At 68.5% G+C, this 24,016-nt stretch carries 22 protein-coding genes and 5 pseudogenes; 14 read left to right on the top strand and 13 right to left on the bottom strand.

What is annotated here, in order from left to right; genetic code table 11:
* Positions 1–112: 112 nt before the first annotated feature.
* Positions 113–877, bottom strand: a complete 765-nt coding sequence (locus AC0680_RS28800) for a sensor domain-containing protein (protein ID WP_478634279.1) — start codon at positions 875–877, stop codon at positions 113–115.
* 250 nt (positions 878–1,127) lie between these two features.
* On the opposite strand from AC0680_RS28800, the gene AC0680_RS28795 reads away from it, so the two are divergent.
* The 6 genes and pseudogenes from AC0680_RS28795 (at position 1,128) to AC0680_RS28770 (ending at position 5,862) form a co-directional block, all read left to right on the top strand.
* Positions 1,128–1,253 carry a hypothetical protein gene (locus AC0680_RS28795; protein ID WP_478634277.1) on the top strand — a complete coding sequence of 42 codons (126 nt, stop codon included), beginning with the start codon at positions 1,128–1,130 and terminating at the stop codon, positions 1,251–1,253.
* A gap of 53 nt (positions 1,254–1,306) precedes the next feature.
* Positions 1,307–1,719, top strand: a pseudogene (locus tag AC0680_RS28790) (IS5 family transposase); the annotation flags it as partial.
* A 206-nt stretch (positions 1,720–1,925) separates the two neighbouring features.
* Positions 1,926–2,558: a DNA polymerase ligase N-terminal domain-containing protein gene (locus AC0680_RS28785; protein ID WP_478634274.1), complete on the top strand. Its 633-nt coding sequence runs from the start codon at positions 1,926–1,928 to the stop codon at positions 2,556–2,558.
* Positions 2,542–3,564: a non-homologous end-joining DNA ligase gene (gene ligD, locus AC0680_RS28780; RefSeq protein WP_478634272.1), complete on the top strand. Its 1,023-nt coding sequence runs from the start codon at positions 2,542–2,544 to the stop codon at positions 3,562–3,564. Before AC0680_RS28785 ends, ligD begins: the two co-directional genes overlap by 17 nt.
* Positions 3,565–4,304: 740 nt before the next feature.
* Positions 4,305–5,432 (top strand): hypothetical protein, encoded by a 1,128-nt coding sequence (locus tag AC0680_RS28775; RefSeq protein WP_478634269.1) that lies wholly within the window; start codon positions 4,305–4,307, stop codon positions 5,430–5,432.
* Positions 5,433–5,748: 316 nt separating this feature from the next.
* Positions 5,749–5,862 carry a DUF3224 domain-containing protein gene (locus tag AC0680_RS28770; protein WP_478634303.1) on the top strand — a complete coding sequence of 38 codons (114 nt, stop codon included), beginning with the start codon at positions 5,749–5,751 and terminating at the stop codon, positions 5,860–5,862.
* Between the two features lie 18 nt (positions 5,863–5,880).
* Here AC0680_RS28770 and AC0680_RS28765 read toward each other — a convergent pair.
* Positions 5,881–5,976 (bottom strand): annotated as a pseudogene (locus AC0680_RS28765) (IS5/IS1182 family transposase); the annotation flags it as partial.
* A gap of 16 nt (positions 5,977–5,992) precedes the next feature.
* On the opposite strand from AC0680_RS28765, the pseudogene AC0680_RS28760 reads away from it, so the two are divergent.
* A pseudogene (locus AC0680_RS28760) lies at positions 5,993–6,216 on the top strand (IS630 family transposase); the annotation flags it as partial.
* A 396-nt stretch (positions 6,217–6,612) separates the two neighbouring features.
* Here AC0680_RS28760 and AC0680_RS28755 read toward each other — a convergent pair.
* Positions 6,613–7,494 carry a hypothetical protein gene (locus AC0680_RS28755; protein WP_478634267.1) on the bottom strand — a complete coding sequence of 294 codons (882 nt, stop codon included), beginning with the start codon at positions 7,492–7,494 and terminating at the stop codon, positions 6,613–6,615.
* 1,021 nt (positions 7,495–8,515) lie between these two features.
* Positions 8,516–8,821: a 4a-hydroxytetrahydrobiopterin dehydratase gene (locus tag AC0680_RS28750; RefSeq protein WP_478634264.1), complete on the bottom strand. Its 306-nt coding sequence runs from the start codon at positions 8,819–8,821 to the stop codon at positions 8,516–8,518.
* A 454-nt stretch (positions 8,822–9,275) separates the two neighbouring features.
* On the opposite strand from AC0680_RS28750, the gene AC0680_RS28745 reads away from it, so the two are divergent.
* A complete protein-coding gene (locus tag AC0680_RS28745; RefSeq protein ID WP_478634261.1) occupies positions 9,276–9,389 on the top strand; it encodes a hypothetical protein in 114 nt (37 codons plus the stop codon).
* A 153-nt stretch (positions 9,390–9,542) separates the two neighbouring features.
* Positions 9,543–9,686 (top strand): zinc finger domain-containing protein, encoded by a 144-nt coding sequence (locus AC0680_RS28740; RefSeq protein WP_478634258.1) that lies wholly within the window; start codon positions 9,543–9,545, stop codon positions 9,684–9,686.
* 32 nt (positions 9,687–9,718) lie between these two features.
* Here AC0680_RS28740 and AC0680_RS28735 read toward each other — a convergent pair whose 3' ends face one another.
* Both AC0680_RS28735 and AC0680_RS28730 read right to left on the bottom strand, forming a co-directional pair.
* Positions 9,719–10,429 carry a UdgX family uracil-DNA binding protein gene (locus AC0680_RS28735; RefSeq protein ID WP_478634256.1) on the bottom strand — a complete coding sequence of 237 codons (711 nt, stop codon included), beginning with the start codon at positions 10,427–10,429 and terminating at the stop codon, positions 9,719–9,721.
* Positions 10,430–10,825: 396 nt separating this feature from the next.
* Entirely contained in the window at positions 10,826–11,413 is a 588-nt protein-coding gene (locus AC0680_RS28730; protein WP_478634254.1) for a hemerythrin domain-containing protein, read from the bottom strand.
* 267 nt (positions 11,414–11,680) lie between these two features.
* Between AC0680_RS28730 and AC0680_RS28725 the strand changes: the two are divergent.
* A pseudogene (locus tag AC0680_RS28725) lies at positions 11,681–12,229 on the top strand (aminotransferase class I/II-fold pyridoxal phosphate-dependent enzyme); the annotation flags it as partial.
* Between the two features lie 225 nt (positions 12,230–12,454).
* Here the strand turns inward: AC0680_RS28725 and AC0680_RS28720 are convergent.
* The 4 genes from AC0680_RS28720 to AC0680_RS28705 all read right to left on the bottom strand — a co-directional run bounded on the left by AC0680_RS28720 (position 12,455) and on the right by AC0680_RS28705 (position 18,024).
* Positions 12,455–13,345 carry an SDR family oxidoreductase gene (locus AC0680_RS28720; RefSeq protein ID WP_478634251.1) on the bottom strand — a complete coding sequence of 297 codons (891 nt, stop codon included), beginning with the start codon at positions 13,343–13,345 and terminating at the stop codon, positions 12,455–12,457.
* An 863-nt stretch (positions 13,346–14,208) separates the two neighbouring features.
* Entirely contained in the window at positions 14,209–14,619 is a 411-nt protein-coding gene (locus AC0680_RS28715) for a DUF6262 family protein (RefSeq protein ID WP_478634248.1), read from the bottom strand.
* Positions 14,609–16,942 (bottom strand): tyrosine-type recombinase/integrase, encoded by a 2,334-nt coding sequence (locus AC0680_RS28710; protein ID WP_478634245.1) that lies wholly within the window; start codon positions 16,940–16,942, stop codon positions 14,609–14,611. Before AC0680_RS28710 ends, AC0680_RS28715 begins: the two co-directional genes overlap by 11 nt.
* Positions 16,939–18,024, bottom strand: a complete 1,086-nt coding sequence (locus tag AC0680_RS28705) for a tyrosine-type recombinase/integrase (RefSeq protein WP_478634243.1) — start codon at positions 18,022–18,024, stop codon at positions 16,939–16,941. The genes AC0680_RS28710 and AC0680_RS28705 overlap by 4 nt, the downstream gene beginning before the upstream one ends.
* A gap of 555 nt (positions 18,025–18,579) precedes the next feature.
* Here AC0680_RS28705 and AC0680_RS28700 point away from each other — a divergent pair.
* The gene (locus tag AC0680_RS28700; RefSeq protein ID WP_478634241.1) at positions 18,580–18,843 is read left to right on the top strand and encodes a hypothetical protein; all 264 of its coding nucleotides are present in this window, start codon (positions 18,580–18,582) and stop codon (positions 18,841–18,843) included.
* Between the two features lie 359 nt (positions 18,844–19,202).
* Here AC0680_RS28700 and AC0680_RS28695 read toward each other — a convergent pair whose 3' ends face one another.
* The 3 genes from AC0680_RS28695 to AC0680_RS28685 form a co-directional block, all read right to left on the bottom strand.
* Positions 19,203–19,550: a YciI family protein gene (locus tag AC0680_RS28695; protein ID WP_478634238.1), complete on the bottom strand. Its 348-nt coding sequence runs from the start codon at positions 19,548–19,550 to the stop codon at positions 19,203–19,205.
* 61 nt (positions 19,551–19,611) lie between these two features.
* Positions 19,612–20,511 carry a Vgb family protein gene (locus AC0680_RS28690; protein ID WP_478634235.1) on the bottom strand — a complete coding sequence of 300 codons (900 nt, stop codon included), beginning with the start codon at positions 20,509–20,511 and terminating at the stop codon, positions 19,612–19,614.
* A gap of 5 nt (positions 20,512–20,516) precedes the next feature.
* A complete protein-coding gene (locus AC0680_RS28685; protein ID WP_478634300.1) occupies positions 20,517–21,176 on the bottom strand; it encodes a CatB-related O-acetyltransferase in 660 nt (219 codons plus the stop codon).
* A gap of 258 nt (positions 21,177–21,434) precedes the next feature.
* On the opposite strand from AC0680_RS28685, the gene AC0680_RS28680 reads away from it, so the two are divergent.
* The 3 genes and pseudogenes from AC0680_RS28680 to AC0680_RS28670 all read left to right on the top strand — a co-directional run bounded on the left by AC0680_RS28680 (position 21,435) and on the right by AC0680_RS28670 (position 23,173).
* Positions 21,435–22,022 (top strand): TetR/AcrR family transcriptional regulator, encoded by a 588-nt coding sequence (locus tag AC0680_RS28680; RefSeq protein WP_478634233.1) that lies wholly within the window; start codon positions 21,435–21,437, stop codon positions 22,020–22,022.
* Between the two features lie 184 nt (positions 22,023–22,206).
* Positions 22,207–22,599, top strand: a pseudogene (locus AC0680_RS28675) (recombinase family protein); the annotation flags it as partial.
* A 301-nt stretch (positions 22,600–22,900) separates the two neighbouring features.
* Positions 22,901–23,173 (top strand): hypothetical protein, encoded by a 273-nt coding sequence (locus AC0680_RS28670; protein WP_478634306.1) that lies wholly within the window; start codon positions 22,901–22,903, stop codon positions 23,171–23,173.
* The last annotated feature ends 843 nt before the right edge of the window (positions 23,174–24,016 follow it).

Below are 24,016 nucleotides of genomic sequence, written 5' to 3'. Positions count from 1 at the left end.
CGACCGTCTTGATCACCACGCAGTACGAGACCCTGGTGAAACGATCCGTCGTTCCCGCCGCTGACCTGGGGATTCACGGAACTGCGGTCAGAGCCAATTTCGCGGATTCCCATCACGGGTCGGTACGCGTCGAGGACGGGCACTTGGACAGGCCCTTGGTGAGGGTCGAGAAGGCGGCGCCGGCTTCCTTGCTGTCCGAGTACACACCGATCACCTGGTTCACGGTGTAGGAGCCGGTGCCAGCGGAATCCCGGTAGGTAGCCGACAGGAACGCGTTCCAGCCATCCCCGTATACCGACTGGGTCGTCGGACCCGCCGCGACGGCGCACGCCGACGGCGACACCTTGAGCGGGGCGCCGGGCCGGTCCGACTGGGCGCCGGCGACCAGCGTCGTCCCTGCCACCCGGCTGACGCTGTCAGGGCTGAGGAGGTCTGCTTGGACGGTGCCCGCTGCGATGTGCGGCGGCCCGGCGGGCGGCTGCTCCGGCCATAGCCACCATCCGATGCCGGCCAAAATCAGGCAGGGCACGACCGCAGCAACGAGCAGCGGCCAGTGGCGGAGCAGCCCGGTGAGGCCGCGCCTGCCTTCACCCTGTGAAGCGTCGGGCCGCGGCTGCGTACCCGCTTGCTGAGGCAGGGAGGCCGTACCGGATCCCGGCGACCGGCGCTTCGGCTGCAGCGCCCGAAGCAGCCCGGCCAGCCCCGATGCTCCGGAACCGGCCCCGGGTCCGGCAACGCCTGGCGGTGGCCCGGCAGGCCCAGGCGGCGCCCCGACCGGACGCGGTGGCACACCGGCTGCGGGCGGTGGCGCGCCGGCCGGCCCACCGGTGCCCGGATCCTTGGCCGGCTGGATGATGAAGTCGGATTCGTCAGCCACCCTGATCTCCCCCTGATCGCGCTCTGTACGAGAATTTGCACGTAGAGTCACTCATTCGGTGTGCAAGAGCAAGTCCCACCCGTTCGATTTGAGGACATCCTGAGCATTCGTCAAAACCGTCAACTCCCAGCCATGCGCTGGCGGTTGGCAGGTCGTGCCCTCGGCGGACAGTCGGCGCAGTGGTGTGGACAGAGCCGCAGCTCAGGGGCGGTTTGGTGAAGGGGCGCAGCGGGTCGCAGAGGTTCCGAACTTGCTGTCGGCGTGCACCTTGCGCATCTGGATGTGGTGGGTGACCAGCCACCTGGGCTTCTCGGCGGTGTACTTCGCGTTCGGCGCGTTGATGAAGATGATGACCTCGACGGTGCGCTCCTCCTAAGGCGTGTCCGACGAGTTGCGTGACCGAGCTGCGCTGGTGTCGTTCCGGTCGGCGTGGGGCGAGGGGATCTGCCGGACCGGGGGTGGGCCCGGCTTGAGCCGTACCCAAGAACACCGGCCGGGGTGGGCGGTGCTCACCGCAGAGTGATCAACGGGATCCTGTACCGGCAGCGCACCCGCATTCCGTGGCGGGACCTGCCGACACGGTTCGGGAAGTGGAAGACAGTTCATGACCGGCATCGCAGGTGGTCAGCTGACGGCACGTGGGAGAGGACCCTGCGGGACGTTCAGGCCGTTGTCGATGCGGAGGGCCGGATCGCCTGGTCCATGGTCGGCGTCGATTCCACATCCTGCCGCGCCCGATCAGCATGCCGCCGGGGCCCGCTACCGGGGCGGCGTGGGCGGCCTGCCATCACCGGCCCGACGAGGCGATCGGCCACTTGCGCGGCGGGCTCACCACCAAGATTCGGGCATGGGGCAAGAGGCCCACCTGGTGCCCGGCGGTTGTCAGTGGCCCAGAGCGACGGGTGCGCCCAGCCAGAGACCAGCGGCGGGGTCCGGCGCTCGGTGGGCAGGCGAAAGGCTGCGGCGGAGACCCGCACCGCGCACATGCGATGCCGTCTGCCGCGCGCCACAGTGAAAGATGCGGCCGCCGGAGAAAGGTGTGGGCACCATGACCAACAGAGACAAGCTCACTACGTATCGTGGCAAGCGGCATTTCGACCGGACCCGCGAGCCGCAGGGCGGGCAGGCATCCTCCGGTGACGCGCCATGCTTCGTTGTGCAGATCCACGACGCCAGCACCCTGCACTTCGACTTCCGGCTGGAGGTCGATGGAGTACTGAAGTCGTGGTCCGTGCCGAAGGGACCTTCCACGGACCCGCAGGACAAGCGGCTGGCGATGCCCACCGAGGACCACCCGTTGGAGTACCGGGATTTCGAAGGAGTCATCGCGGAAGGGGAGTACGGCGCGGGGACGGTGATCGTCTGGGACGAGGGCAGCTACCGCCCGCTCCCGGCGAAGAAGGGCCGGACTCGCACGTTCAGCGAGGCCCTGGAGAGCGGCCATGTGTCCTTCTGGCTCGATGGCAGCAAGCTGCACGGCGGCTATGCGCTCACCCGGTTCCGCGGCGGCTCGGGCGACAGGGAGTCCTGGCTGCTGGTCAAGGAGAGCGACGAGCGGGCCGGACGGCGTGGAGCCCCCGACGGTCGCCGAGCCCGGTCCGTCCGCACGGGCCGGACGTTGAAGCGCGTCGCTGAAGAGGAGGCGGGTGACGAGGGGAGCGGTGATGAGCGAGGAGGGTGAACTTCTGGCGGCGCTGCCCGCCGCCGAGCGGGCGCTGCTGGATGACGCCCCGGCCGGCGAGGGGTACGCGGTATGCCCGATGCTGGCCGTGCTCAGCGACCGTCGGGAGTTCGACGAGGGCTGGATCTGCGAGCGCAAACTCGATGGGGCGCGGGCGCTCGGCGTCCGCGAACCGGACGGCACCCGGCTGCTGTCCCGCACCGGTCGCGAGATCAGCTCCGGCTACCCGGAAATCGTCGACGCGCTCGGCGGCCAGCGGTGCCGGGACTTCACCGTCGACGGCGAGATCGTCGCCTTCACGCACGGCCGCACCGATTTCGCACGCCTCCAGCAGCGGATGCAGCTCACCGACCCCGAGCAGGCCCGCGCCAGCGGTGTCGCGGTGATGTACTACGTCTTCGACCTGCTGAGGCTGGACGGCCGCGACCTCACCCGGCTGCCGCTGCGCACCCGCAAGTCCTTGCTCCGCCGCGCCCTCACCTTCCGAGAACCGCTGCGTTTCACCCCGCACCGCAACCGGGTCGGCCCCCGTGAGCTGGAGGAGGCGTGTGCCCACGGCTGGGAGGGACTGATCGCCAAACGGGCCGCCGGCCGCTATCTGCCGCGCCGCTCCTCGGACTGGCTCAAACTCAAATGCGCGCAGGGCCAGGAACTCGTCATCGGCGGCTATACCGAACCGGTCGGCAGCAGAAGCGGCTTCGGTGCCCTGCTCCTCGGCTACTACGTGGACGACGCCCTTCGCTACGCGGGCAAGGTCGGCACGGGATTCGACCAGCAGACCCTGCGCCGGCTCCGTGCCCTTCTCGACGCCCGCGGACGCGCACGAACCCCGTTCGACGGACCCGTGCGCGAGCGGGGCGTCCACTGGGTCCGACCCGAACTCGTCGCCCAGATCGGCTTCACGGAGTGGACCCGCGACGGCAAGCTGCGCCATCCACGGTTCCTCGGCCTGCGCGACGACAAGCGGCCCGAGGACGTGGTCCGCGAACGTCCTGTCCGGGAATGACTGGAGCCTGCACCATCTCCGACACCGCGCTCATCGTGATCGGCATGCTCGTCGTCCACGACTCAGCAGGTCGGGAAGGGCTGCGCGGCAGGCTTCGGGAAGCTCGTCGGGGAGGTTTCCGTGGAGCTTGGAGGAGCTATGGGCGGCCAGGAACAAGGCTGCGAGCCGTACGGCCGGGACGGTCTCTTTGACCTGCTTGCAGGCCGACGTGCGCCTGGTCCAGCCCGATACACGGGAGCGCGCCTGTTGCTGACGGGAAGCGGGAGCGCCGTCTCGGCGGCCAGGGCCGGCACCGTTACCTGGACAGGGGCATCCGGGTCTCCGTCGAGCAGCTGATCGGGAACCCGCCACCCCGGCTGCGTAGCGCGGCAACGGCCTGGGCCGGGTCAGCGAGCCGGAGCGACCGAAGGTCGACGCCCATGACGTTGGCGACACCCCCTCGGGCAGCGCGGATGGCCGCAACCACCGCAAGGAGCTGGGAATCGGGAGAACGGAGGGGAAGCGCGGCTCCATACGACAGGAGAGAGCGTGCCGCCTGGCCTTGCTGCGTCGTCAGCAGGAACGGCAGCGGAGGCGTGGCGGTGGCGGCAGGCTTCGACACAGCACGCCTAACGCTCCCTGGCGATCAGCGTCACTCCACACTGCGCCACCCGAGCCCGACGGGAATTCTCGGCTCCTGTCCGCGCCCTCCCGGTTGCCGGTACGGTGGGTGGCCCTTCGAATGCGAACGGGGAGTCGGCGTGCGGGGAGACAACGGCCGTACGACAAGGGCGTTATGGAGTGGCGGTCTCGTGCTGCTGCTGGGCGCGGTGCTCGCGGGCTGCGGGGGCGGCGGCGGGCAGCCCGAAGGTCCGACCGGTTCGGCGTCGGGTGCGTCCAAGGGATCGGCATCCGGTGCGTCCGGCGGGTCCAGGACCGGGCTGCTCTACCGGGACAAGGAAGTCTCGCTGAGTAACGTCCAGGCGATCAAGGACGGATGCCCGTCGAACATCTATGTGGAGTTCGCGGACAGCGGGCCGCGCGTCCTCGGGATCCATGACTCGAACCCGCGCCTGAACGACGACGGGGATCAGACGGACGAGGGCAGGCCGCCCGTCCTGGCGTGGTCCCCTCCCTGCGCCTCGGCGAGCGGGCAGTTCGATTTCGACGACGTAGCCGTCGCCGAGGCAGCCGCGGGCGCCGGGGACCTCGATCAGGCGGGCTGCCAGGACGCGGCACGGGCAGCGGTCAGCAACGGTACGGACGTCGACCGATACCGCACCCGAGCCCTGGCGGTGGGGGACCGGTTCTGTGAGGACTTCGCCGCGGGGGGCCGCGTGGTCCTCCTGCGCGTGATGAAGGTGAGCGGGTCCCCCGTCGCGGAGCTCACGTTGTCGGCGACCGTTTGGGCCGGGCCGGCGAAGACCGAAGGCCCGCCGGCACAGCCCGGTGACAAGAACTACGAGAACCAGCCCTTCACGGTGTCCGACGACGTGGCCAAGACCCACGACTGCGCCCCCGGCGGCGTCGGGCTCGGCCCGGACACCCCGTACGTCAACTACAGGCACGCCCTGTCCGGCGGCGGGGGCGACATCGAGTACTTCCCGAGCTGTCTGGCCGGAAGCCCGAAGATGCGGTTCAGCGCATACGTCGCCCGGGTGAAGGACAGCGCCGACATGGACCTCACCGCTTGCCAGGACGCCGCGGCGCGCGGCGAGAGCAACGACCTCGACGTACCGGTCTCCGAACTGCGGACCGGGGACCGGTTCTGCTTGTTCAACAGCTTCGACAAGTACGTCGCCTTGCTGAAGGTGACCGCCGTAACCGCCAAGGCCCCCGTCTCCGTGACCTTCTCGGCAACCCGCTGGACAGCTCCCGAACCGAGGTAGCAGGGGCACCACGGGCCTGGGTTTGCTGGGTGGTTGGCGCAGCTACCGCTACCCAATGGGCGGGCAGACGCCTGGCAGCGCGGTGACGATCTGCCGCGCGGTGGTGGTGTGCGATGCCACGAACGAACCACCGTACGGACCGGGTCAAGTGATTAAGGGCTACCGGGCGGATCTCCGGTCTGTCGGCGCCGATGTCAGTGGGGCGGAATACGATCCGGGGATGCTTTGAGGGGGCGCTGCACGGCCAGACGGGTGCCTTCAACTTTGCACACTCCGCAACAACCTTGGGCGAGACAGACAGAGCGAGTTCTTCGTCATCGTCCCGGGCAGCGGAACGGGCGATCTGGTCGGGATCACCGGGGCCGGAGGCATCGCCGTCGACCTCGACGGCACGCACCGGATCTGGTTCGACTACGACCTCGGCCAGTAGCTCAGCAGGTCTCGCCCCGCGCAGCCAGAGCCGGATCGAAGCGACGATGACGGTGCCGTGGAAGACATAGGCGCGCATGTCGAACCTCGTCGCCACGGCCCGGAAGTTCTTGAGAGCGGCTCTGCGGGAGATCCGGCCCACCGCGGGCTCGGGCTGGGCCAGGCAGGGGCATCCCGACCGGGTGCCCGCCACCTATCACCGCACCCACGGGGTGCGCTGCTTCCATGGCTGTTACTCGGTCGGCGACGACGCCTGTGGGGTGTCAACCGCGGCAAGAAGGGCGCCGCCAGCACGCTCGCCGCGCTGAAGTCGATCCGCGCCGTCCGACCTGACGGCGCCCCGATGAGGGTCTTAAGCGGTGGGCGGAGGACGCCGAGCCGCGGAGCACTGTGATCGCCTCGTAGGACGCACGCCGTCGACGTCACCGGCCGGCCCCTCGGCGCCGCGCCTGCGCGAGTGCCGGGCACGCGGGGCGAAGGCGAAGCGTCGTCGGCGATGGTTGACTGGTCCGCCGGAAGGCACATGGAACAGGCACACAAGACCTCGGCCCTCCCGGCGGCATTGATTGCCGCGCCGTAAGGGGAGCCTGGCGCAAGCGGTGATCAGTGCGCCTCCCGGTCATTTCCCACTTGCCGCGGACAGTTCCGATGCGATCGGCCATGCCTTCGTTGACACTCACCGCGGTGGGACCAAGGCGAATCGGTCCCACCGCGGTGCATGCCCGGCATCACCGCCTCCCCTGACGCATAGTCAGTTCTTGTGCTGCCCGGCGCGGCGGTTGCGGCGTGCCCGCCACGCGAGCAGACCGGCGAGGGCTACTGCCCCCATGCCCACCGGCGTCGTGATCAGCTCGCGTGCACGATCGAGGGAGAACCACGAGGCGGGCTGCCGCGTCGACCGGTCCCGGCCCTTCTGGTCGTCCTGGCCGTTCGGGCCCTTCTGACCGTACTGGCCGTACTGGCCGCGAGAGTCGCCGTCGCGGGCCGGGCCGCCGGAGGGCTGCCCGGACTTGGGTCCCTCGGGGGAACCTACGGAAGTGCCGCCTTCGCCCCGGGAGCCGCCTCCGCCTGCGGACCCGTCGCCTCCGCTGTCGGAGCGATGGCCGCCAGCCGGGCCACTGCCAGCCCCGCCGACGTCCCCGCCGTTTTGGCGCCCTGCGTTTCCTGAACCGCCTCCGGTACCACCTGTGCCGGCGGGATCGTTATCGCCTGCGGAACCGCCGTTGCCGCTGGTGTCGCCGTCGGATTCACCGTCGGTGGCCCCAGCGCCCGTGCTGTCGCCCGTGCCGCCCGGCGTCGGCGGGCTCGGAGGGGGCGGCGTGTCCGGCGTGACCGGCGTGACGGGGCGGACTGTGCCGGGGTACCGGATACTCGGGGGCTCCGGCTTGAGGGGGCGGACGGTTCCCGGGTACCGGATGCCCGGGGGCTCCGGCGGCGGCTGGACGGTGGTGTCAGGCTTGGTCGGCGTGACCGGATCGGTGTGGTCGCGGTCCTTCGTCACGGTGGCGGCGGCCGCCGAGTCCGGGCTGTGTGCCGACGCGGCAGGCGCTGCCAGCGGCGACAGCGCCAGGGTTCCGGCCAGCGCGGCGATGACATGTGCTCGATAGCGACGCATGGTGTCGTTCTCCTCCATCGGTGGGGCCTTGCGCCCCGCTCATGGGCAGGAGGCGTGACCGCCGCGGACACCAACAACTTTCTTCGCCGGATTCTGAGGGCTGTCTTCAGCCCTGGTCGAATTCGAGGGCTACCTGTCTACGACGGGACAGGTGCGGCAGGCGAGGGGCGCACCCGGCGTCGATATCAACTTGGGATCGCGCTTCGGCCGCCAGTCAAGGGCAGGGGCGGGAACTCTGGTTGTTGAAACGACCCGATGAGCGAGCGGGATATACGGAATTCCTCTCCACGTCAAGTCCCGAGATTTCGCGTCACGACAAGAAGCGGATCGCCTGACTTACTTGATTCATGCCCTCACTGAAAACGTGGTCTTGGGTTCAACTTCGGAAAGAAGATGAGGTGATCTCTCGTGATTAAACTCAGAAAGGCTCTGACCGCAGGCGTAATCGCTGCCTTCCTTGCAGTCCCAGCGGGGATGTCGGCTCAGTCCGCCAGCGCCCAGCCCCCTAGTCCCACGTGCACATGTACATGCACCTGTACTGGTGGCGGACCGAACGGAAAGGGTACGAATGGAAAGGGCAAGGGCGGCAAAGGAAGTAAAGGAGGTAAGGGAACCAAAGGTGGTAAGGGAACGGGCGGCAAGGGTGCGGGTGCGGGAGCTGCCGATCCGGGAGCGGTGATTACCTTTGGTCCCGCAGTAATCGATTAAATTCGGAAATTCCCATATCGGCCTCGAAGCCTTGAGACGGCTCGTCTGCCGACGGGCCGTTTCGACTACTCCGCTGGGTGGTGTCGGCCGAGAGAACGGTGGCATAGGAGTGCTGGACCGCGCCGCCACCATGTGATCCGCCCACGGCGCCTTCCTGCTGCGCGCCCGTAATCGGACCTGTTCCGCTTCAGTACAGGCCAAGTGCGTCGACTGTCGTTTCCGGTCCGCGTCGTGGGCACGGGGGACGGCGCGTGGCTGAGCAGCGGCGCGAAGTGCTGTGCGCCCGCCGAATCAACCGTGGGGTCGGCCTCTGGGCAGCGGACGGAGAGGGTCAGGCGTGTCCCCGCACGAACGCCCCGGCCCCCAGTTCGATCCGGTGTGCCAATTCGACGTCGACGTCGGTAAGTCCCGTACTGCTGTGGAGCGTGAAGTGCACAACGCCGCCACGGATGTCGATATCGGGACGGCGGTCCAGCTTCTGGGTATCGACCACGATCCTCTCGAGCATCCGGACGACTGTGGGGAAGTCGTGTGCCTCGATGGTGCGTCGCAATACATTGCCGTCGCGCCGCCATTCCCTCATCTCGGCCCCGGACATCCGGTCTTCGATCTCGCTCTCATCAAGGACTCTGGTCACGGTTTTTTCCCTTCCCGCCTGATCCAGTAGCTGCAGGCCTGAAGGGCAGGTCGAGGACTGCAGCCAGTCGGCGGACGGCTCGGACTGACCCTGAATGGTGCGCAGTACGGCGACGATCTTCGCCGCGAGGCGCCCTCATGAACCGGGCTGTTCCGCCGCGAGCCGGACCACTCCGAGGCGATCGCACTCGCAGGTCCCGCGATGACGCCCTACTCACACTGTGATCCGCCTCTGCGCCGGGGGCAACACGGCGGCGAGCCATGGCATGCGATATCTGCGCTCCGAAGATGTCATAGAAGGAGAGGAGGTGGTCTCGGCATGGCCCGGCCTGTGTGGAATGGAGCTCTGACCTTCGGGCTGGTCACCCTGCCGGTACGGATGTACTCGGCAACCGACAGCCACACCATCCGGTTCCATCAGCTGGAGCGACCTCGAAAGCCTGAGCAAGTCCGAGTTGTATGAGCGAGCCGCTGAGGCTGGAATCCGCGGACGTACCTCGATGAACCGTGATGAGCTCATCGCATCCCTTGCTGAAGGCGCGCGCCAAGGACGCCGCAAGGCAGCTTGACGCCGGTGCCGGCGTGACGGGCCGCATGACGCGGAGTCACGGAGTCACGGAGTCACGGAGTCATGGAGGGATGATGCCCGAGCTGCCGGATGTCGAAGGATTCCACCGGGTGCTGACCTCCTGCGGCCGGCGGATCGTCACGGATGTCGAGGTATGCGACGCCGGGGTGCTGCGGGGTCCTGGCTCACGGGGCGACGCGACAACGGCGAGCCGCTGTGCCCTCGCTGCGGCCGTTCCCTGAGCTCCGGTCGCACCGCCGGACGCCGCACCGTCTGGTGCCCGCACTGCCAGTCCTGAACGGTGCTCCCTCCGCATCGCCATCTTGAGCTCTACGACCCTCCATTCAGGGCCCGGGCCGCGACCCGTAGGTCCGAGACGAGTCCCGTGTAGGGTGCCTCGCGGTCTTCGGCGCGCAGAATCGCCGCCGGGTGGAGGGTCGCGACGATGACGCTTCTGGCGCCGGCGGCCGCGCCGGGCGCCCCCTCTTCCGGCGCACTGATGAGGGTGCCCCGGTCGTGCGTCACGCGGAATGAGGGCCCCAGCAGCGCCTTGCCCGCGGTCGCGCCGAGTGCCACCACCACCTCGGGTTCGACCAGGCGCAGTTCGGCGGTCAGCCAGGGGCGGCAGGCCGTCATCTCCCGCAGGCTGGGCGGTTTGTGGATCCGGCGCTTGCCCTTCGCCGCGGTGGTGAACTTGAAGTGCTTCACCGCGTTGGTGAAGTAACTCTGCTCCTCATCCAGGCCGGCTTCCCGCATCGCCTTCCGCAGAAGGCCGCCGGCCGGCCCGACGAACGGTTCTCCTCGGCGGTCCTCCTGATCGCCCGGCTGCTCACCGACGAGCATGAGGGCAGCCGAGGAACTGCCCGCTCCGAACACCGTCCCGGACGCGTCCTGGAAGAGCGGACAGCCCTGGCAGTCCGCTGCCGCACGCCGATGAGCTGCTAGTCCGCCACGCCGCGGCAGGTAGGGGGTGGCGTCGTACTGCTTCCCGTCGTGTTGCCCGTCCTTCTGCTCGCCGGAGTCGTCGCCGCGTCCGGCCATCGGCGGCCTCACCGGCCTCGTCCGCTCACGTGATCCCTCCTTGCTGCGGTGGGCGGCCGACCGGCCCGGCGCCCGCACCACGGGTTCCCGCACAGGGGGAGCGCCTAACCCGTCGGCGGGCGGAGGGACACCACTGGTCGTACGGCGGGCAACAGACGGCCGCCCGGGGGCTCCGGCTCCCGCCTGCCGGACCGCGCAGGAGGAACCGCGCGATGACACACTGGAGAGTGGCCGGCCCTTCCTGCCCCGTCCCCCACGAGCCCCGCTCGTCGAGGTGCGGGGAACGGTCGCCAGGCACCACGTGAGGCGCCCATGGCGTCGGCTGCGCGACGACGCCGGTCAGCCGATCACCGCTGACGGTCGGTGGCGGCCGGTCCCTCCGCACGAGCGCCACGACTATTCGTCCTTCTTGGCCGTGGGGTACGGATACTGACCGCGGCCGGTTACGTAGTCGCGAATGCGGTCGACAAGCCCCAAACCTGGGGCCAGGAGTTTGTTGGCCGGCGGAGTACTGGGGGCGTGGGGGTGGGGGCGCGTGGGCGCACTTTCCTTCGCCTCACGGACCTTTTTTCCGAGGCTCTCCAGGACGTAGGGGTGCACGCCGTCGCGCAGCCGGGGGAAGAGGATGTTCTCCTCGTCCTGGATGTGGGCGATGATCTCGGTGCGCAGTTCGCGGACGAGGCGGTCGAAGTCACGGTCATCGGCTCCGCGCCCCTCCAGGTCCTTGAGCAGTTCCTCGACGCGATGGTGCTCGGCGATTTCGTTGTCCGCCAGCGGGTCACCGTTCTCCAGGTGCTCGCGTACAGCGGGATAGAGGTGCATTTCCTCGGCGACGGAGTGGCGCACCAGCTCGACGGTCAGGGTATCGAGCAGCAGTTTCCGCTCGATGGATCCGGACTCCAGGGCGTCCAGCTGGTCGAACAGCCCGTCCAACACGCGGTGGTCGCCTGTCAGCTCCTCAATAACGTCTTCGCCATGCTCCATGAAGTACGAGCCTTTCGGTCCCTCAACCCTCGATCGTCCCTGTGCCAGAGCGACTGGTTCCCCTTGGGGCAGGCGTATAACGCGACCCGGGTAGAAATGCCCTGATGCGGCTACCGGTTCCAGAGCGGTACGACACTGCGTTGTGGCCCGGCCGGTGTTCGCATGCCCGGGGAGTGTCCCGCCGCCGATCGGCTCGGCAACTCGTCGCTGCGGACTGAGTGCGTGCTGAGACCCACACGCGCGGTGGTCAGGGGCTACCCAGGAGGCATGTGTGCTGGTCACAGCCAGGCGCCGGTGCTGGATGCCCTGGCGGAATACCACGCCACAGGTCAGTTGTCCTTCGGCCGGCCTGGCCACAGGCAGGCGCGCGGAGCCGACCCCAGGTCGCGCGGGGCGCTGGGCGATGCAGTGTTCCACGGAGACGTTCTCGCCTTCGGTGGCCTGGATGATCGGCGGGCCCGGAACCGGATTCTCGAACACGCCGAGCAGTTGACGGCCGACGCGGTGCGCGCTTCACACGTTCTTCTCGGCCTGCGGAAGCTCGCTGTCCGTGGAGGCAACCATGCTCGTGGTGGTGGCGCACCCGCACGAGAAATTGCTGATCGGTAGGGACGCGCACAAGTCCGTCGTCTCGAGCTTGATCCTCTCCGGCATTCATCCTTTCTGGGTGGACCCCGATGGGCCGCCGACAGACATCTGGCACCCCCTTGCGCCGCTGAATTCGCACAGGCCTTCGCTGCTCATCCAGATGCCAGAGGGGCGCTGTTCGCCATCCCGACACCGTATGGCTGTGCGGACCTGTGCGTCATCGCGGATAGCGGCGTTAGTACGACGGCGGCGGAGCGACATAGGGTCCGCGGAGGAACAGCCCGCCCGGCGGTTCCGCGGTGTGCTGGGTGTGCTCAAGGAAAGGGCGGCCGATTGGTTCAACCGCGTGACGGGACGGCAGGCAGATTGTGGTCCTCAGCCGGCAGAGTAAGCGCTGGGCCGGTCCGGCTCCAGGGCAGCACCCGCGCATCGGTCCGTGGCCGGCCCTGTGCATCAGGGCAGCGGGGTCCCTCCGGTGGCGTTGACGATCTCGGCAGTGATGTAGCTGGCCTGTGGGGAGGCGAGAAAGACGTAGGCCGGTGCCATCTCTGCCGGCTGTGCCGGCCGTCCCAGGGGCGCTTGCTTGCCGAAGGTGGTGGTGTCCGGCATCGTCGCCGGGATGAGAGGTGTCCACACCGGTCCTGGAGCAACCGCGTTGACGCGGATGCCTTCGGAAGCCAGCATCTGCGCCAGCCCTTGGGTGAAGGTGACGATGGCGCCCTTTGTCGTCGCATAGTCGAGCAGATGCGGGCTGGGCTTGTACGCCTGGACCGAGGTGGAATTGATGATGGAACCGCCTTTGGGAATGTGCGGCAGCGCCAACTTTGAGAGCCAGAACATCGCATAGAGGTTGGTGCGCATCACCCGGTCGAACTGCTCCGTGGTGATGGCCTGAATTCCGTCCGGCTGCGACATCTGATAGGCCGCGTTGTTGACCAGGATGTCGATCCGGCCGAACTCCTCCACCGCGCGCTCGATGAGCAGTCGGCACTGCTCCTCCTCCCGGATGTCGCAGGCGATGGGCACGGCCCGGCGCCCCGCGTCGGTGACGAGTCGGGTGGTCTCGGCCGCTTCGTCCTCTTCCTCGGGCAGACAGGTGAACAGCACATCCGCGCCCTCTCGTGCAAAGGCCAGCGCAACGGCCCGCCCGATACCGGAATCGCCTCCGGTCAGCACGGCCTTGCGACCTTCGAGGAGACCGTTGCCCCGATAGGACTCCTCGCCGTGGTCAGGCGGCGGATCCATCGGCCCCGTCCAACCCGGGTGAGTCTGTTCCTGCTGCGGGAATTCAGGCTGCGGATACTTGGTGACCGGGTCACCCGGGCCCTGTTCCTCACCTTGCATATCGAGCCTCCTGTACCCCTGGCGTTCGCACGGCACGGCGCTGACCGTCCTCGGGCTCCTGTCTCCAGGCTGCGCGCGGCCCGAGCCATCTGCACCTCAGGCCGGGTCGCGCATCACCAGAGGCGGGAAGCCCGTCCGAGAAGCGAAGTTGCCCTGTCAACCAAATACTCGGGTTCTATCTGAGAAGAGGGCCTTGTAAGGAGGTTCACCGGTCTGGTGCGGGGGTTCGGAGGAAGATCCTCGATCGCTGTCGAGGCGTGGCTACCGTCCGCCGCATGCCGGTGGAATTCTTAATGATGAGCAGGCCGTTATCTGGACCTCTTGCGCCCGGTAGGCGTGATGAGCTGGCCTTTTAGGTAGCTGACAGTGTCAGCTACCTCTCCGTAGAGTTGCTCAGATGTCACCGGAGCTGATCCGGCTGGCACCGTACGAACGGGAGGCCCCACCCGCATGACGAACCCGCCGTCCGAGCGCACCCTCACCTACGCCGAAGACCTCAGGCCCGAGGACGTCCGCGCCTTGGAGACGTTCCTCAACGTCCAGTTGGGGCGGGTGTACGAGGAGGTCGGGGAGACTGGTGAGACGTCCTTTGCGATGCGGTCTCTGCTCCGCCTGGTCTGCGACTCGGCCGGGCTCCTGTACACGCTCCTCACGGTGGAGCGGCCCGAGACGTGGCAGCGTGCCGCGATCGTGCGGGAGTGGCAGCGGCTACGCAGTACGGCTCATGAGTTCAACCACTGCGAGGGCTACGACCATGACCGCTGGTGGAACCAGGTACGGCACTTCGACGCCTCCGACGAGACCGCCGAACAGGACCGGATCCGCCGGTTCGCCGATGTCGGGCCATACCCCGAGACCGGACATTATCCGCGTGGGGCGGGGATGCCTCGGCGAAGGTCGCGGAGCTGTCCGAGGGCCACGGCGAGTTCGTTGCGGAGCCGTTCGTTCTCCTCGTTCAGTTTCCGGTTGGCCTCCCGCAGTGCTCGCACCACCGTCTCGTGTGACTTGGTGGTGATGCGCTGGTGGTCGGGCAGGGCCGGTCGTCCCGTAGCGGGCTGCTTGTTCGCGAGTTCTCGCAGCTTGGCCAGCAGTGGGGCCTGGGCGTCGTCATAGAGGAAGGTTCGGGAGACCCCGGCCCGTGCGGCGACACCGGCGACGGTCACCGCTCCGCCGTCGCGTTCCAGGGCCCCCAGGACGGCTTGGACGCGCTCGATGCAGTCCAGGCGGCGCTGCTGTGCGGCCTCGGCCAGGTGGGACGAGTTGTCAGCCCGCATCTGCTTCCCCCTTCGTCTCGACTGGGCCGCCAGGCAGGTCGTCTGGCGCCGGGGCGACTCCGTCGTTCTCCTGGTCGGTAATGCGCGTGATGAGATGCTCGACTGCGACGGCCAGCCGTGCGTTGAGGTCGGCTGCGCGGGAACGGCCGGCGGCTGCGGCGCCGGCCTGCAGTTCGCGAGTGCGGTCGAGGGTGTCCTGGTGGATGGGCAGGAACTGCCGGTCGCTTTGGAAGTCCTGGCAGAAGTAGCAACCATCGGCTGCGGTCTTGGGGCAGGGGCGGGAGATGTGCCGTCCGCACCAGCCGCCGGCAACGGCGTGGAGGCGGCGGCCGATCTTCTCGGCGAGCCACTCGACGCCGGACAGGTCGCTGTCGCGGTGGATCTTGACAGCCTCGCCCTTGAGGTTGAAGCGGACCTCGTACTTCTCCTCGTACTCGCGGCGAAGCGTGTCGTCCGCGATGCGCGAGTAGTGCTCCTGCATCTGCCAGGAGGTGTGGCCCAAGACCTCGCGGATGGTGCGCCCGGACACGCCCGCGTTCGCCATTCTGGTGCCCAGCGTGTGCCGGAACTGATGCCAGCTGACGGCGGCGGCGTCGCCGTTGGAGTCGATGAGGCGGATCCGCTTCAGCCAGGCGTCGAATCGAGTGTCGACGGTGCCGTAGGGCATCGGATACTTTCCGTCCGGGTTGCCGCTGACCTTGGGGAACAGCCACTGGCACGCGCCACCGAAGCGTTCCCGGACCCGGCCGTGCTGTTCCCGGATCGCGTCCACCACCACGCGAGAGGCGGGGATGGCCCGGAAGCTCTTGTCCTTGCTCTTGTAGTGGACCAGGGCCCAGCGGCCGGACGGGGTCTTCTTCAGACAGTCGGTCTTCAACGTGAGTGCTTCGCTGATGCGCAGGCCCTCGTCGCGGCAGATCAGCACCAGTGCGCGTGTCTCGGGGTCGAGCAGGGCCAGGTTCTCTTCGGACTCGATCTGCTCCATCAGGTGCTCGTCAATGAAGTTGGCCTTCAGCCCGCGTGGCCGCGGGTATTCGTCCCGGTGGATCCGAGCGTCGGCCGGCAGCGCGGGCTGCCAGTCGTAGCGGCGCCACGTTTCGAGCAGGGTGGAGACCGCCGACAGTAGGCGGCTGCGGCTGCCTGGGGCCACGGGCTGGCCGAAGTACGGCCCCTTTTGCTCCACCGTCCTGCGGCCGACCCAGCCGATATAGGACTCCAACAGCGGCCGGTCCAGCACCGTCGGATCGTTCTGCCGGTCGGGGCGGGTCTCCGCGATGAACCGGGAGAAGAAGACGAAGTCGTGGAGGTTGCGCGCAGCCGTCCGCAGTTCCGTGCGCGCGAGCCGCAGCCGCAGGTAGCGCTTGACCGTCTGCCTCAACCAGGGCTGGATGATGCCGGTGAAGTCCAGCGGAGCGACGCGCTGCCGCTCCTCGATGCTGTAGCCGAGCCGGTCAGGGCGCCACACGTCCCTGTCCCACTCCTCGGCGGGTCCATCGAGGTCGCCGAGGGCCTCCAACAGGTCGGTGAAGAGCTGCGGAACGGTGGTGTAGTTCAGCGACAGGCCACGCCAGTGGTGGGCCGGACGGTCCCGCACCGAGGCGACGCCCTCGGCAATGACGGTGCTCACCGCGCGGACCCAGGAGCTGGGGACCACCTTGGAGCATCGCTGGTCGGTGCGGAGCTGGAGCAGGTACTGGAACTCCAGCGCCGCCAACGGCGGTAGACCCGCCACGGAGAAGCTGGGGACGTTGCGGAGCATCAACTCGGCGGGCAACGCGGCCAGCGGAGGCCGATCGACCTTCGTCCAGCGATAGTGGTGCCCGTCGCACAAGCCGCTGCGGCTGATCTCGTAGCCACAGTCCGGGAAGCCGCATCGCCTCGCCGCCGGACGGGAGAGCACCAGCGCCGCGGCGGCATACTCACGGACGCTGATGCGCTGACCCCGCGAGTGCAGACCGTTGAGGCCAGCCAGGTGCAGGTCACACAGGCCCGAGAGCCCGCCCGAATACCGGCATCCGCTGACCAGGCACGAGGCCACGTCCAGGCTCAGCCCGGCCGGCCAGTTCGCCGGGTCCGCGATCCACGCCTCCCGCTCGGGCCGGCCGGCCTTCCGCCAGGCCGCGTCGTGCGCGGCGCACAACCCGCGCGAGGCGTTCTTCCTCAAGCATGTGGTGATCACGCACGGGGTCGGGGCCAGGAAGTGCCCGGCGGGCGGCACGAAGCGCTCAACTCGGAACTCCGGCCGCACCACGCGGAGCAGGGCCGCTGCCCACGGATCTCCGGGGAACGGGACGACGGCGGCCCGGCGGCCGTCGGCGCTCACCACGAGCCCCTGAAGCCGACCCGGTCCAGCTCGTCGGCAAGGTCGTCCGCGTCCAGGTGGCCGTAGGTGTCCGCCGTGGCGTGGACCGAGCGGTGCGTGAGCAGCTCACTCGCCACTTCCAGCCGCACGCCCGCCCGCAGAAGCGCGGTCGCGTGAGTGTGCCGGAACAGATGGGGGTGAAAGTCGACTCCTGTGCGTCGTCGCAGCCGCTTGACCAGGCTCATCGCCGCCCAATACCCCATCGGCGTGCCGATGGTGCCGTTCCACAGGTTCACGAACACGTAGTCGCAGTCCAACTCGCCGTACTCGGCGAACAAGTAGTCCGTGTAGAGGTCGAGCAGCGTCTGCCGGACGGGGATCTCCTTCGGGTCGTGGCTCTTGCCGCGTGCGCGGTTGGCGTTGTCCTCCCGAGGCCGCAGCGTCAGCGTCCGCCGGTCCGTGTTGATGTCCTCGTGCCGCAGGCCAAGCGCCTGCCCGATCCGGCAGCCCGTCTCGAACATCAAAGCCAGCAGCAGCCGGTCCCTCAGCCGCTCGCACGCGTCGAGGATCCCCTGCACCTCGGCGTCCGTCAGCGTCTCCGGTCGCCGCTTGACCTGCTTCAGCCGGGTCGGCCGACGCGTAACCCCACGTTCCGCGATGCCGGCGAGGAACCCGGCATGGTCGCCGACCGAGGCCGCCCGGCGGTGCGCCAGCTGGGCTCCCATGCCGACACCGCGGCGCGCGAGGAACTCGTAGAACATGTAGACGCTGTTCAGTGCGCGGTTCACCGTGGATGGCTCCCGGGCAGGACCATCGGCGTCCGCCGATCGCAGCCGCCCCGGCTGGACGGGGCGTCGCAGCCACCCGGCGAACTGGTCGACGTGCTCCGGGGAGGCAGCCAGCAGATCGACGTCCAGGAGCTGGAGGAAGACCAGCCACGCCTTCAGGTCGAAGGCACGGGCCCGGAGGGTGTTCGGCGACTGCTCCCGGTCGGTGCACAGGGCGAGGTAGTCGTCCACCGTCTCGACGACCCGTCCCTCGCCGTCCACGACGGTGTACGTCTCGTGGCGCATCCCGGTCCCCACGACCCGTCGCACGTACATCCCCGGCCCTCCCCGTCCATTGGGTCCACGGATGGAGCAACGAACGTCACGAACAATGGTCACGACGAAGTGTCAGCCACGGGAGCAGACGCACCTCGGGTCCCACGTGCCGTACGTCGCTGACACCTCAAGGCCGGGTACAGGTAAAGGCGGCCCGATACGGGTCGTTCCACGAGGCGCCCACCCGCCCGGAGCTGGGGCGGTTCTTCTTCCTCGACGATGACGACCGCGACCTGATCGCCCTGCGTCGTACGGACGCACATCGCCCGCGTTGGCCTCGATGAAGATAAGCCCGAAGAGGGCTCCGATGAGCCGATTTATCTGACCTCCAGCCATGGGGCTGACCCTCGCGGGGCAGCTGTCGGATTGCGGGTCGGTGACGTGCGGTCAGGCTGCGGCGGCCTGCGGGCGCTCGACCAGGACGTCGTTCTCGAATGAAGCTCATGGTGCAGACCCTCGCCCCCCGCCGGCGAACTCCAGCGCGAGCTGACGTACGACGGGCTGCGGGCCGCCGAGGTCAAAGGCAACAAGGGCGGGCGCCGCCCGGCCGTCACGGTGGCGAAGGCCGCCGCCGTACGCGCTGCGTACCTGGGCGGCCAGTCCATCGCCGCCCTGGCCCGCGACCACCACGTCAGCCGCGGCGCCATCCGTGCCGCCGTCGCCGACCTCCTGCCCGAGCACACCGCCGCCGACATGGACACCCCGGCCCCGGAGCTGCCGGTCCTCCTCGACATGCCGGGCACGGTCGCCGACTTCCTCCGCACGGCCGAACTGGAGCCCGCCGAGCGTGCAGTGCTCGACAAGGGGATGACCGTATGACGCGGCCAGGGCGACACCCTGCGCGTCACTGCCATCCCGGCGGTACACCGCCAACTCCTCGACCACTGCCGGCCGTTCGACAACGCCGCAGCGATCCCGGCACAGCGCAAGGCCCGCCGTGAGTACGCGAACCGCGTCGACGCCCCCCGGCTACAGCGGGAGCGTGATCAATCTCAGCGCCAACCACGGTTCATTGATCCCCGGGGCCGGGATACGCCACACTTCAGCCCGCTACGCGGCGACGGCCTGCTCGTCCCGGACGGCTAAAGCCAGGCGGCATGATCAGACGAAGCCGGGCGGCACTACAGAGGCGACCCTGCGGCCGGGCTCTGTGCGGTGGGGCCGGTTCCGGGCGTCGGTCAGGCGGATTCGAGGATCGGGCGAACCTCGACGGTCTCCGGGGTGGGAAGGCTCTTGGCCAGTTCGAGGGCTTCCGCGCGGTCGGCCACCTCGACGATGAACCAGCCGCCGAGGGTCTCCTCGCCGGCGTGCGCGGGCCCGTCGATCAGCGTCGATGTCCCGTCGGCCGCAGTGCGCACCGTTGCGGGCGCGATGTGCTCGGTCTCCAGGGCTTCGCCGCCGACCAGCTTCCCGGCCGCGGCGAGGCCGCCTATCCAGCCCTCGTACTCGTTGCGGTACGCGGCCCGGTCGGCCTGGATCCGGCGGCGCGACGCGTCCGTCTCGAAGATCACGAGTGCGTATTTCATGAGACTTCCTCTCCGGCCGCCGTACGGGCGACCACTGCTGACGGTGTGTGAAGGGGGTTGTTCAGGCGGTGCTGTCCGCCGGGGTGATGCGGGCGAGGGTGCCGATCTCCAGGGCGGTCCACAGGGCGCTGTCGGGACCGAGGGTGATGCCGTGCGGTTCGGAGTGGGGGGTGGGAAGGTCGTGGACGGTGAGGGAGCCGTCGGGGGTGATCGTGCCGACGTGGTTGCCGCCCCATTCGGTGAACCATGCGGTGCCGTGGCCGTCGATGGTGACGGCGTGCGGTCGGGTGGTGCGGTCGGGCAGCGGGAACTCGGTGATCTGCCCGTCGGGAGTGATCCGTCCGATCTGTCCGGCGGCGATCTCGACGAACCAGAGCGCTCCGTCGTGGCCTGCGGCGATCCCGACCGGCGCCGCCGCCTCCGTCGGCAGGGGATGGAGGGTGACGGTACCGTCCATGCCGATCCGCCCGATGGCGTTGGCCCGGTTGAGGGTGAACCACATGCCTCCGTCGCGGCCAGCGGTGATCGCCGAGGGAAACGCGCCGGTGACGGGCAGCGGAAACTCGGTGAGGTGACCGTCGACCGTGATGCGGCCGATACCGTCGGCGGCGGTCTCGGTGAACCACAGCGCGCCGTCGGGTCCCGCCGCAATACCGAACGGCCCACCGCCGGGCGTGGGCACGTCAAATGCGTCGATGACGCCGTCGGTGGTGATGCGCCCGATCCGGTCCGCCCGGTACTCGGTGAACCACAGCGCGCCGTCGGGGCCGGGTGTGATGACGGTCGGCCCGCTGTCCGGGGCGAGTTGGTGACTCGTCGGCTCCTCGCCGGGGACGAGGCGGCCGATCCGGCCGCTGTGGACGAGGGTGAACCAGAGCGCGCCGTCCGGTCCCGTGGTGAGGGCGTAGGGTCCGGCCGCACTGTCGGCCACCCTGTGTTCTTCGATGGATACCCGGGTCACCTGGCTCAAAGAGACTGCCCCAATCCGTGCTTCTTGGCGATGAGTTCGATGTCGTCAGGGGTTCCGGCCATGATCGTACGAGCGTGTTCGGTGACCAGGTCGGCGGGCCAGTCCCACCAGGCGGCGCGCAGCAGCCGCTCGATGCCGGCGTCGTCGAATCGCCGGCGGATCGGTTTGGCCGGGTTGCCGCCGACGATCGTGTAGGGCGGGACGTCGGCGGTGACCAGGGCGCCGGCCGCGACGATGGCACCGTCACCGATCCGTACGCCGGGCATGACGGTCGCCCGGTACCCGAACCAGACGTCGTTGCCGACCACCGTGTCGCCGCGGCTGGGCATGGCGGTGACGATGTCCAGTGTCCGCTCGGCCCACCGGCCGCCGAACATGGTGAACGGGTACGTCGACACCCCCATCGTCGGATGCTCGGCGCCGGCCATCAGGAACGTGGTTCCCGAGGCGATCGCGCAGTACTTGCCGATGACGAGACGCTCCGGCCCATAGGCGTAGAGGACGTTGCGGTGCTCGAAGTCCGTGGCGCCGTCCGGGTCGTCGTAATACGTGTACTCGCCCACGGTGATGTTCGGTGAGGTGACCAGCGGGTTGAGGAACACCACACGTTCGTGGGCGGGCAGCGGGTGCACGGTGGTCGGGTCAGGGGACAAGATCGGGGTCCTTTGCGTGGTTGAGGGATGTCGTGCGCGGCCCTGGCGGGGCGTCGCCGGGGCAGGGCCGGATCACCCCTGGCCGGTGGGGCTTCAACGACGATCGCATCGGCGTCCATCACGCACCCACTCCCCCTGGATTTCTCGGTGGCTGGCAGCTCGACTCGGCACGGCACGGCCCGTGCCGTGCCGCTGGGAAATGGTTGATCAAGAACAGGAGTTTTGTCAATACGGCACGTGCCGTGCCGGTATGGTGTCGTCATGACTGACCGCCGCGACCGCGCCGACCGGCGCACCGAAACGATCATGAGGGCTGCCCTCGACCTCGCTCTGGAGGGCGGCTACGCCAAACTCAGCATCGAGGCGGTCGCGTCCAGGGCGGGAGTGGGCAAGCACACCGTCTACCGGCGCTGGCCCTCCCGGGGCCTGCTCTTCCTCGACGCGGTGCTCAGCCTGAGCACCGACAGTCTGAGCCACCCCGACACCGGCGATGTCGTCGCCGACCTGCGCGAGACCATGACAAAGGCCGTCGGCCTGCTCGGCCGGCCCCCCTGGGGTCCGCTCTACCAGGCCCTGATCGGCGAAGGGCAGCACGATCCGGAGGTCGCGGCTGCGCTCAACCGGCGTTTCATCGAGCCGCAGACCGCCAACACCCTGGAACGCCTCCGAGTCGCCAAGGACCAAGGGCAGCTCGCACCTGACTTCGACCTGGACCTCGCCTTCGACGTCCTGTCCGGCCCTCTGTACTACAGACTCCTGATCACACAGCAGCCCATCACCCCCGCCTACATCGACCGCGTCCTGCAGGCGGTGTTCGCAGGGATGAGCCCCAGAGCGCACAGGCCGTAGCCGACGGAAGCCGCGCGGAAGCTCACCCGCACCGCCCAGGCCCTTGAGTCGTCAAAAAGCCTTCGTTTTCTGAAGATCGCCCTGCGGGACCACAAGTGTCCCGCAGGGCCTTCAAAAAACCCTCCAAAAACCGGGGTCATTCAAGAACCTGAGGCACCACCGTTTTTTGACATGATCCGTGGCCATGAGTGACCTTCCGGCGCCGTCCGGCCACCCCGAACTCCTCTTCGCCGAGCCGCTGGTGCGTACCGAGATCAAAATCGGGTGCGCCCGGGTGTCCAGCAGCAGGCAGAAGCTCGAACGGCAGGTCGACGCCCTCGCCACCGCCGGGTGCCGGAAGATCTTCGCCGACAAGAAGTCCGGGAAGACCGTGCTCCGCCCGGAGCTGAAGGCGTGCCACGCCTTCCTCGATGCCGGCGACACCCTCGTGGTCCCCTCACTCGACCGCTACGGCCGCAGTCTCCAGGACCTCATCAACATGGTCGCCGAACTACGCGAGCGTGGCATCGGGTTCACCTCGCTGCACGAGTCGCTGGACACCACCACTCCCGGCGGCCGGCTCGTCTTCCACGTCTTCGCTGCCCTCGCCGAGTTCATCCGCGAACTCATCGTCCAGGGCACCCGCGAGGGCTTGTCATCAAGGCCGCCCGCGACCTGCTGCCCGACCCGGTCTCTCCATCACCTCGATTGCCAAGCTGCTGAACGTCTCCCCGGGCACCCTCTACAACCACCTCCCCGACCTCCGCGACCTGCGCGCCTCCGGCGTCCCCCACCAGCTCGAAGCCGGAGAGCGGTGACCACATGCCGATCCGGCCCGAGACCGCGACCGCTACCCCGACAACTGGCCGGAGATCAGCGACGCACTCAAGAACCGCGCCGTGTGGCGGTGCGAATGCGAAGGGGAATGCGGGCGCGGCAGCCACACCGGCCGGTGCCCCAACCGGCACGGACAGCCCGCGTACGGCACCGGCTCCCGCGTCATCCTGACGACCACCCACCTCAACCACGCGCCGGAACACTGCGAGCCCGAGAATCTCCGCGCGATGTGCCAGGGCTGCCAGCTGCACTACGACCAGCACCATGCCCGCACCCGGGCCGAAGCCCGCCGCACCGCGCTCGAAGCCTCCGGACAGCCCACGTTCGAGGTGTAGCCAAGCTGCTGGCCAAGCCCCTGATCGTTCTCACCGGGATTTCCTGTGCGTCCACCTGCCAGACGAGACCACCGACCGCCCCAGGGCGACCTTCCGAAAAGCCCAGCAGTCCGTGACGAAGAGGTCGTAGATTGAAATCCCGCCGCTTGAAACTTTCCGTGCGTGAGCGGTGCGTGAGAGCGGCGGAACATGAAGCACCTAAAGCAGGACCCAGCCTCAGACGGGACGGTGCTGACCTGCAACGTCAGCACCACCAGGCAGAGACAACCATCCTCGATCAAGGAATTCGATCCCATTCGACCTGATGGTGGGGCTTGCCAACCGGGGCTGGCCCTGCACCGCTTGATGCGGACACTGTTGGTTGATTCCGTCGCGCTGGATCTTCTCCAGCGGGGCGGCATGCGGCGAAGGGTCAGATACGGGATCTCGACCTCAACTCCGACAGCACGGCGCGTGGAGGGGGCGGAGTGCGAAGGCGGGGCAGGCAGGAACCCGGCGGTGGCCCCATGGCGGTGGAAAAGTTGGTGGAGGAAGGCGATCGGACCAAGGACCGTTCCTGCCTCGAACGTCGACTCCCACGAGGCCGAGACCAGCGACTGCAAGGCGCCGTGGCTGTTGAGCGCTCCTGCCTTCACCGTGGTGCTCGGCGGCGTCGAATACCTGGGCGCGGCGCGCCTTCTCGATGAGCGAGCGTTCCGACTTCCGCGGTTCTCGCTCGCACCGCGCGCCGATCCCTGCAGGACGCACGCCGAAGCGGCTGACGCATCTCTCGCCGCGGGCATGGCGTGGTCTGTCGTCCTGTGTTCGATTCTCCCCAGATTCTCCCCAGGGCCCATAAAGCGA

This window comes from Streptomyces sp. NPDC043738 (assembly GCF_056436545.1).
This window is presented reverse-complemented; position numbering and strand designations above follow the sequence as displayed.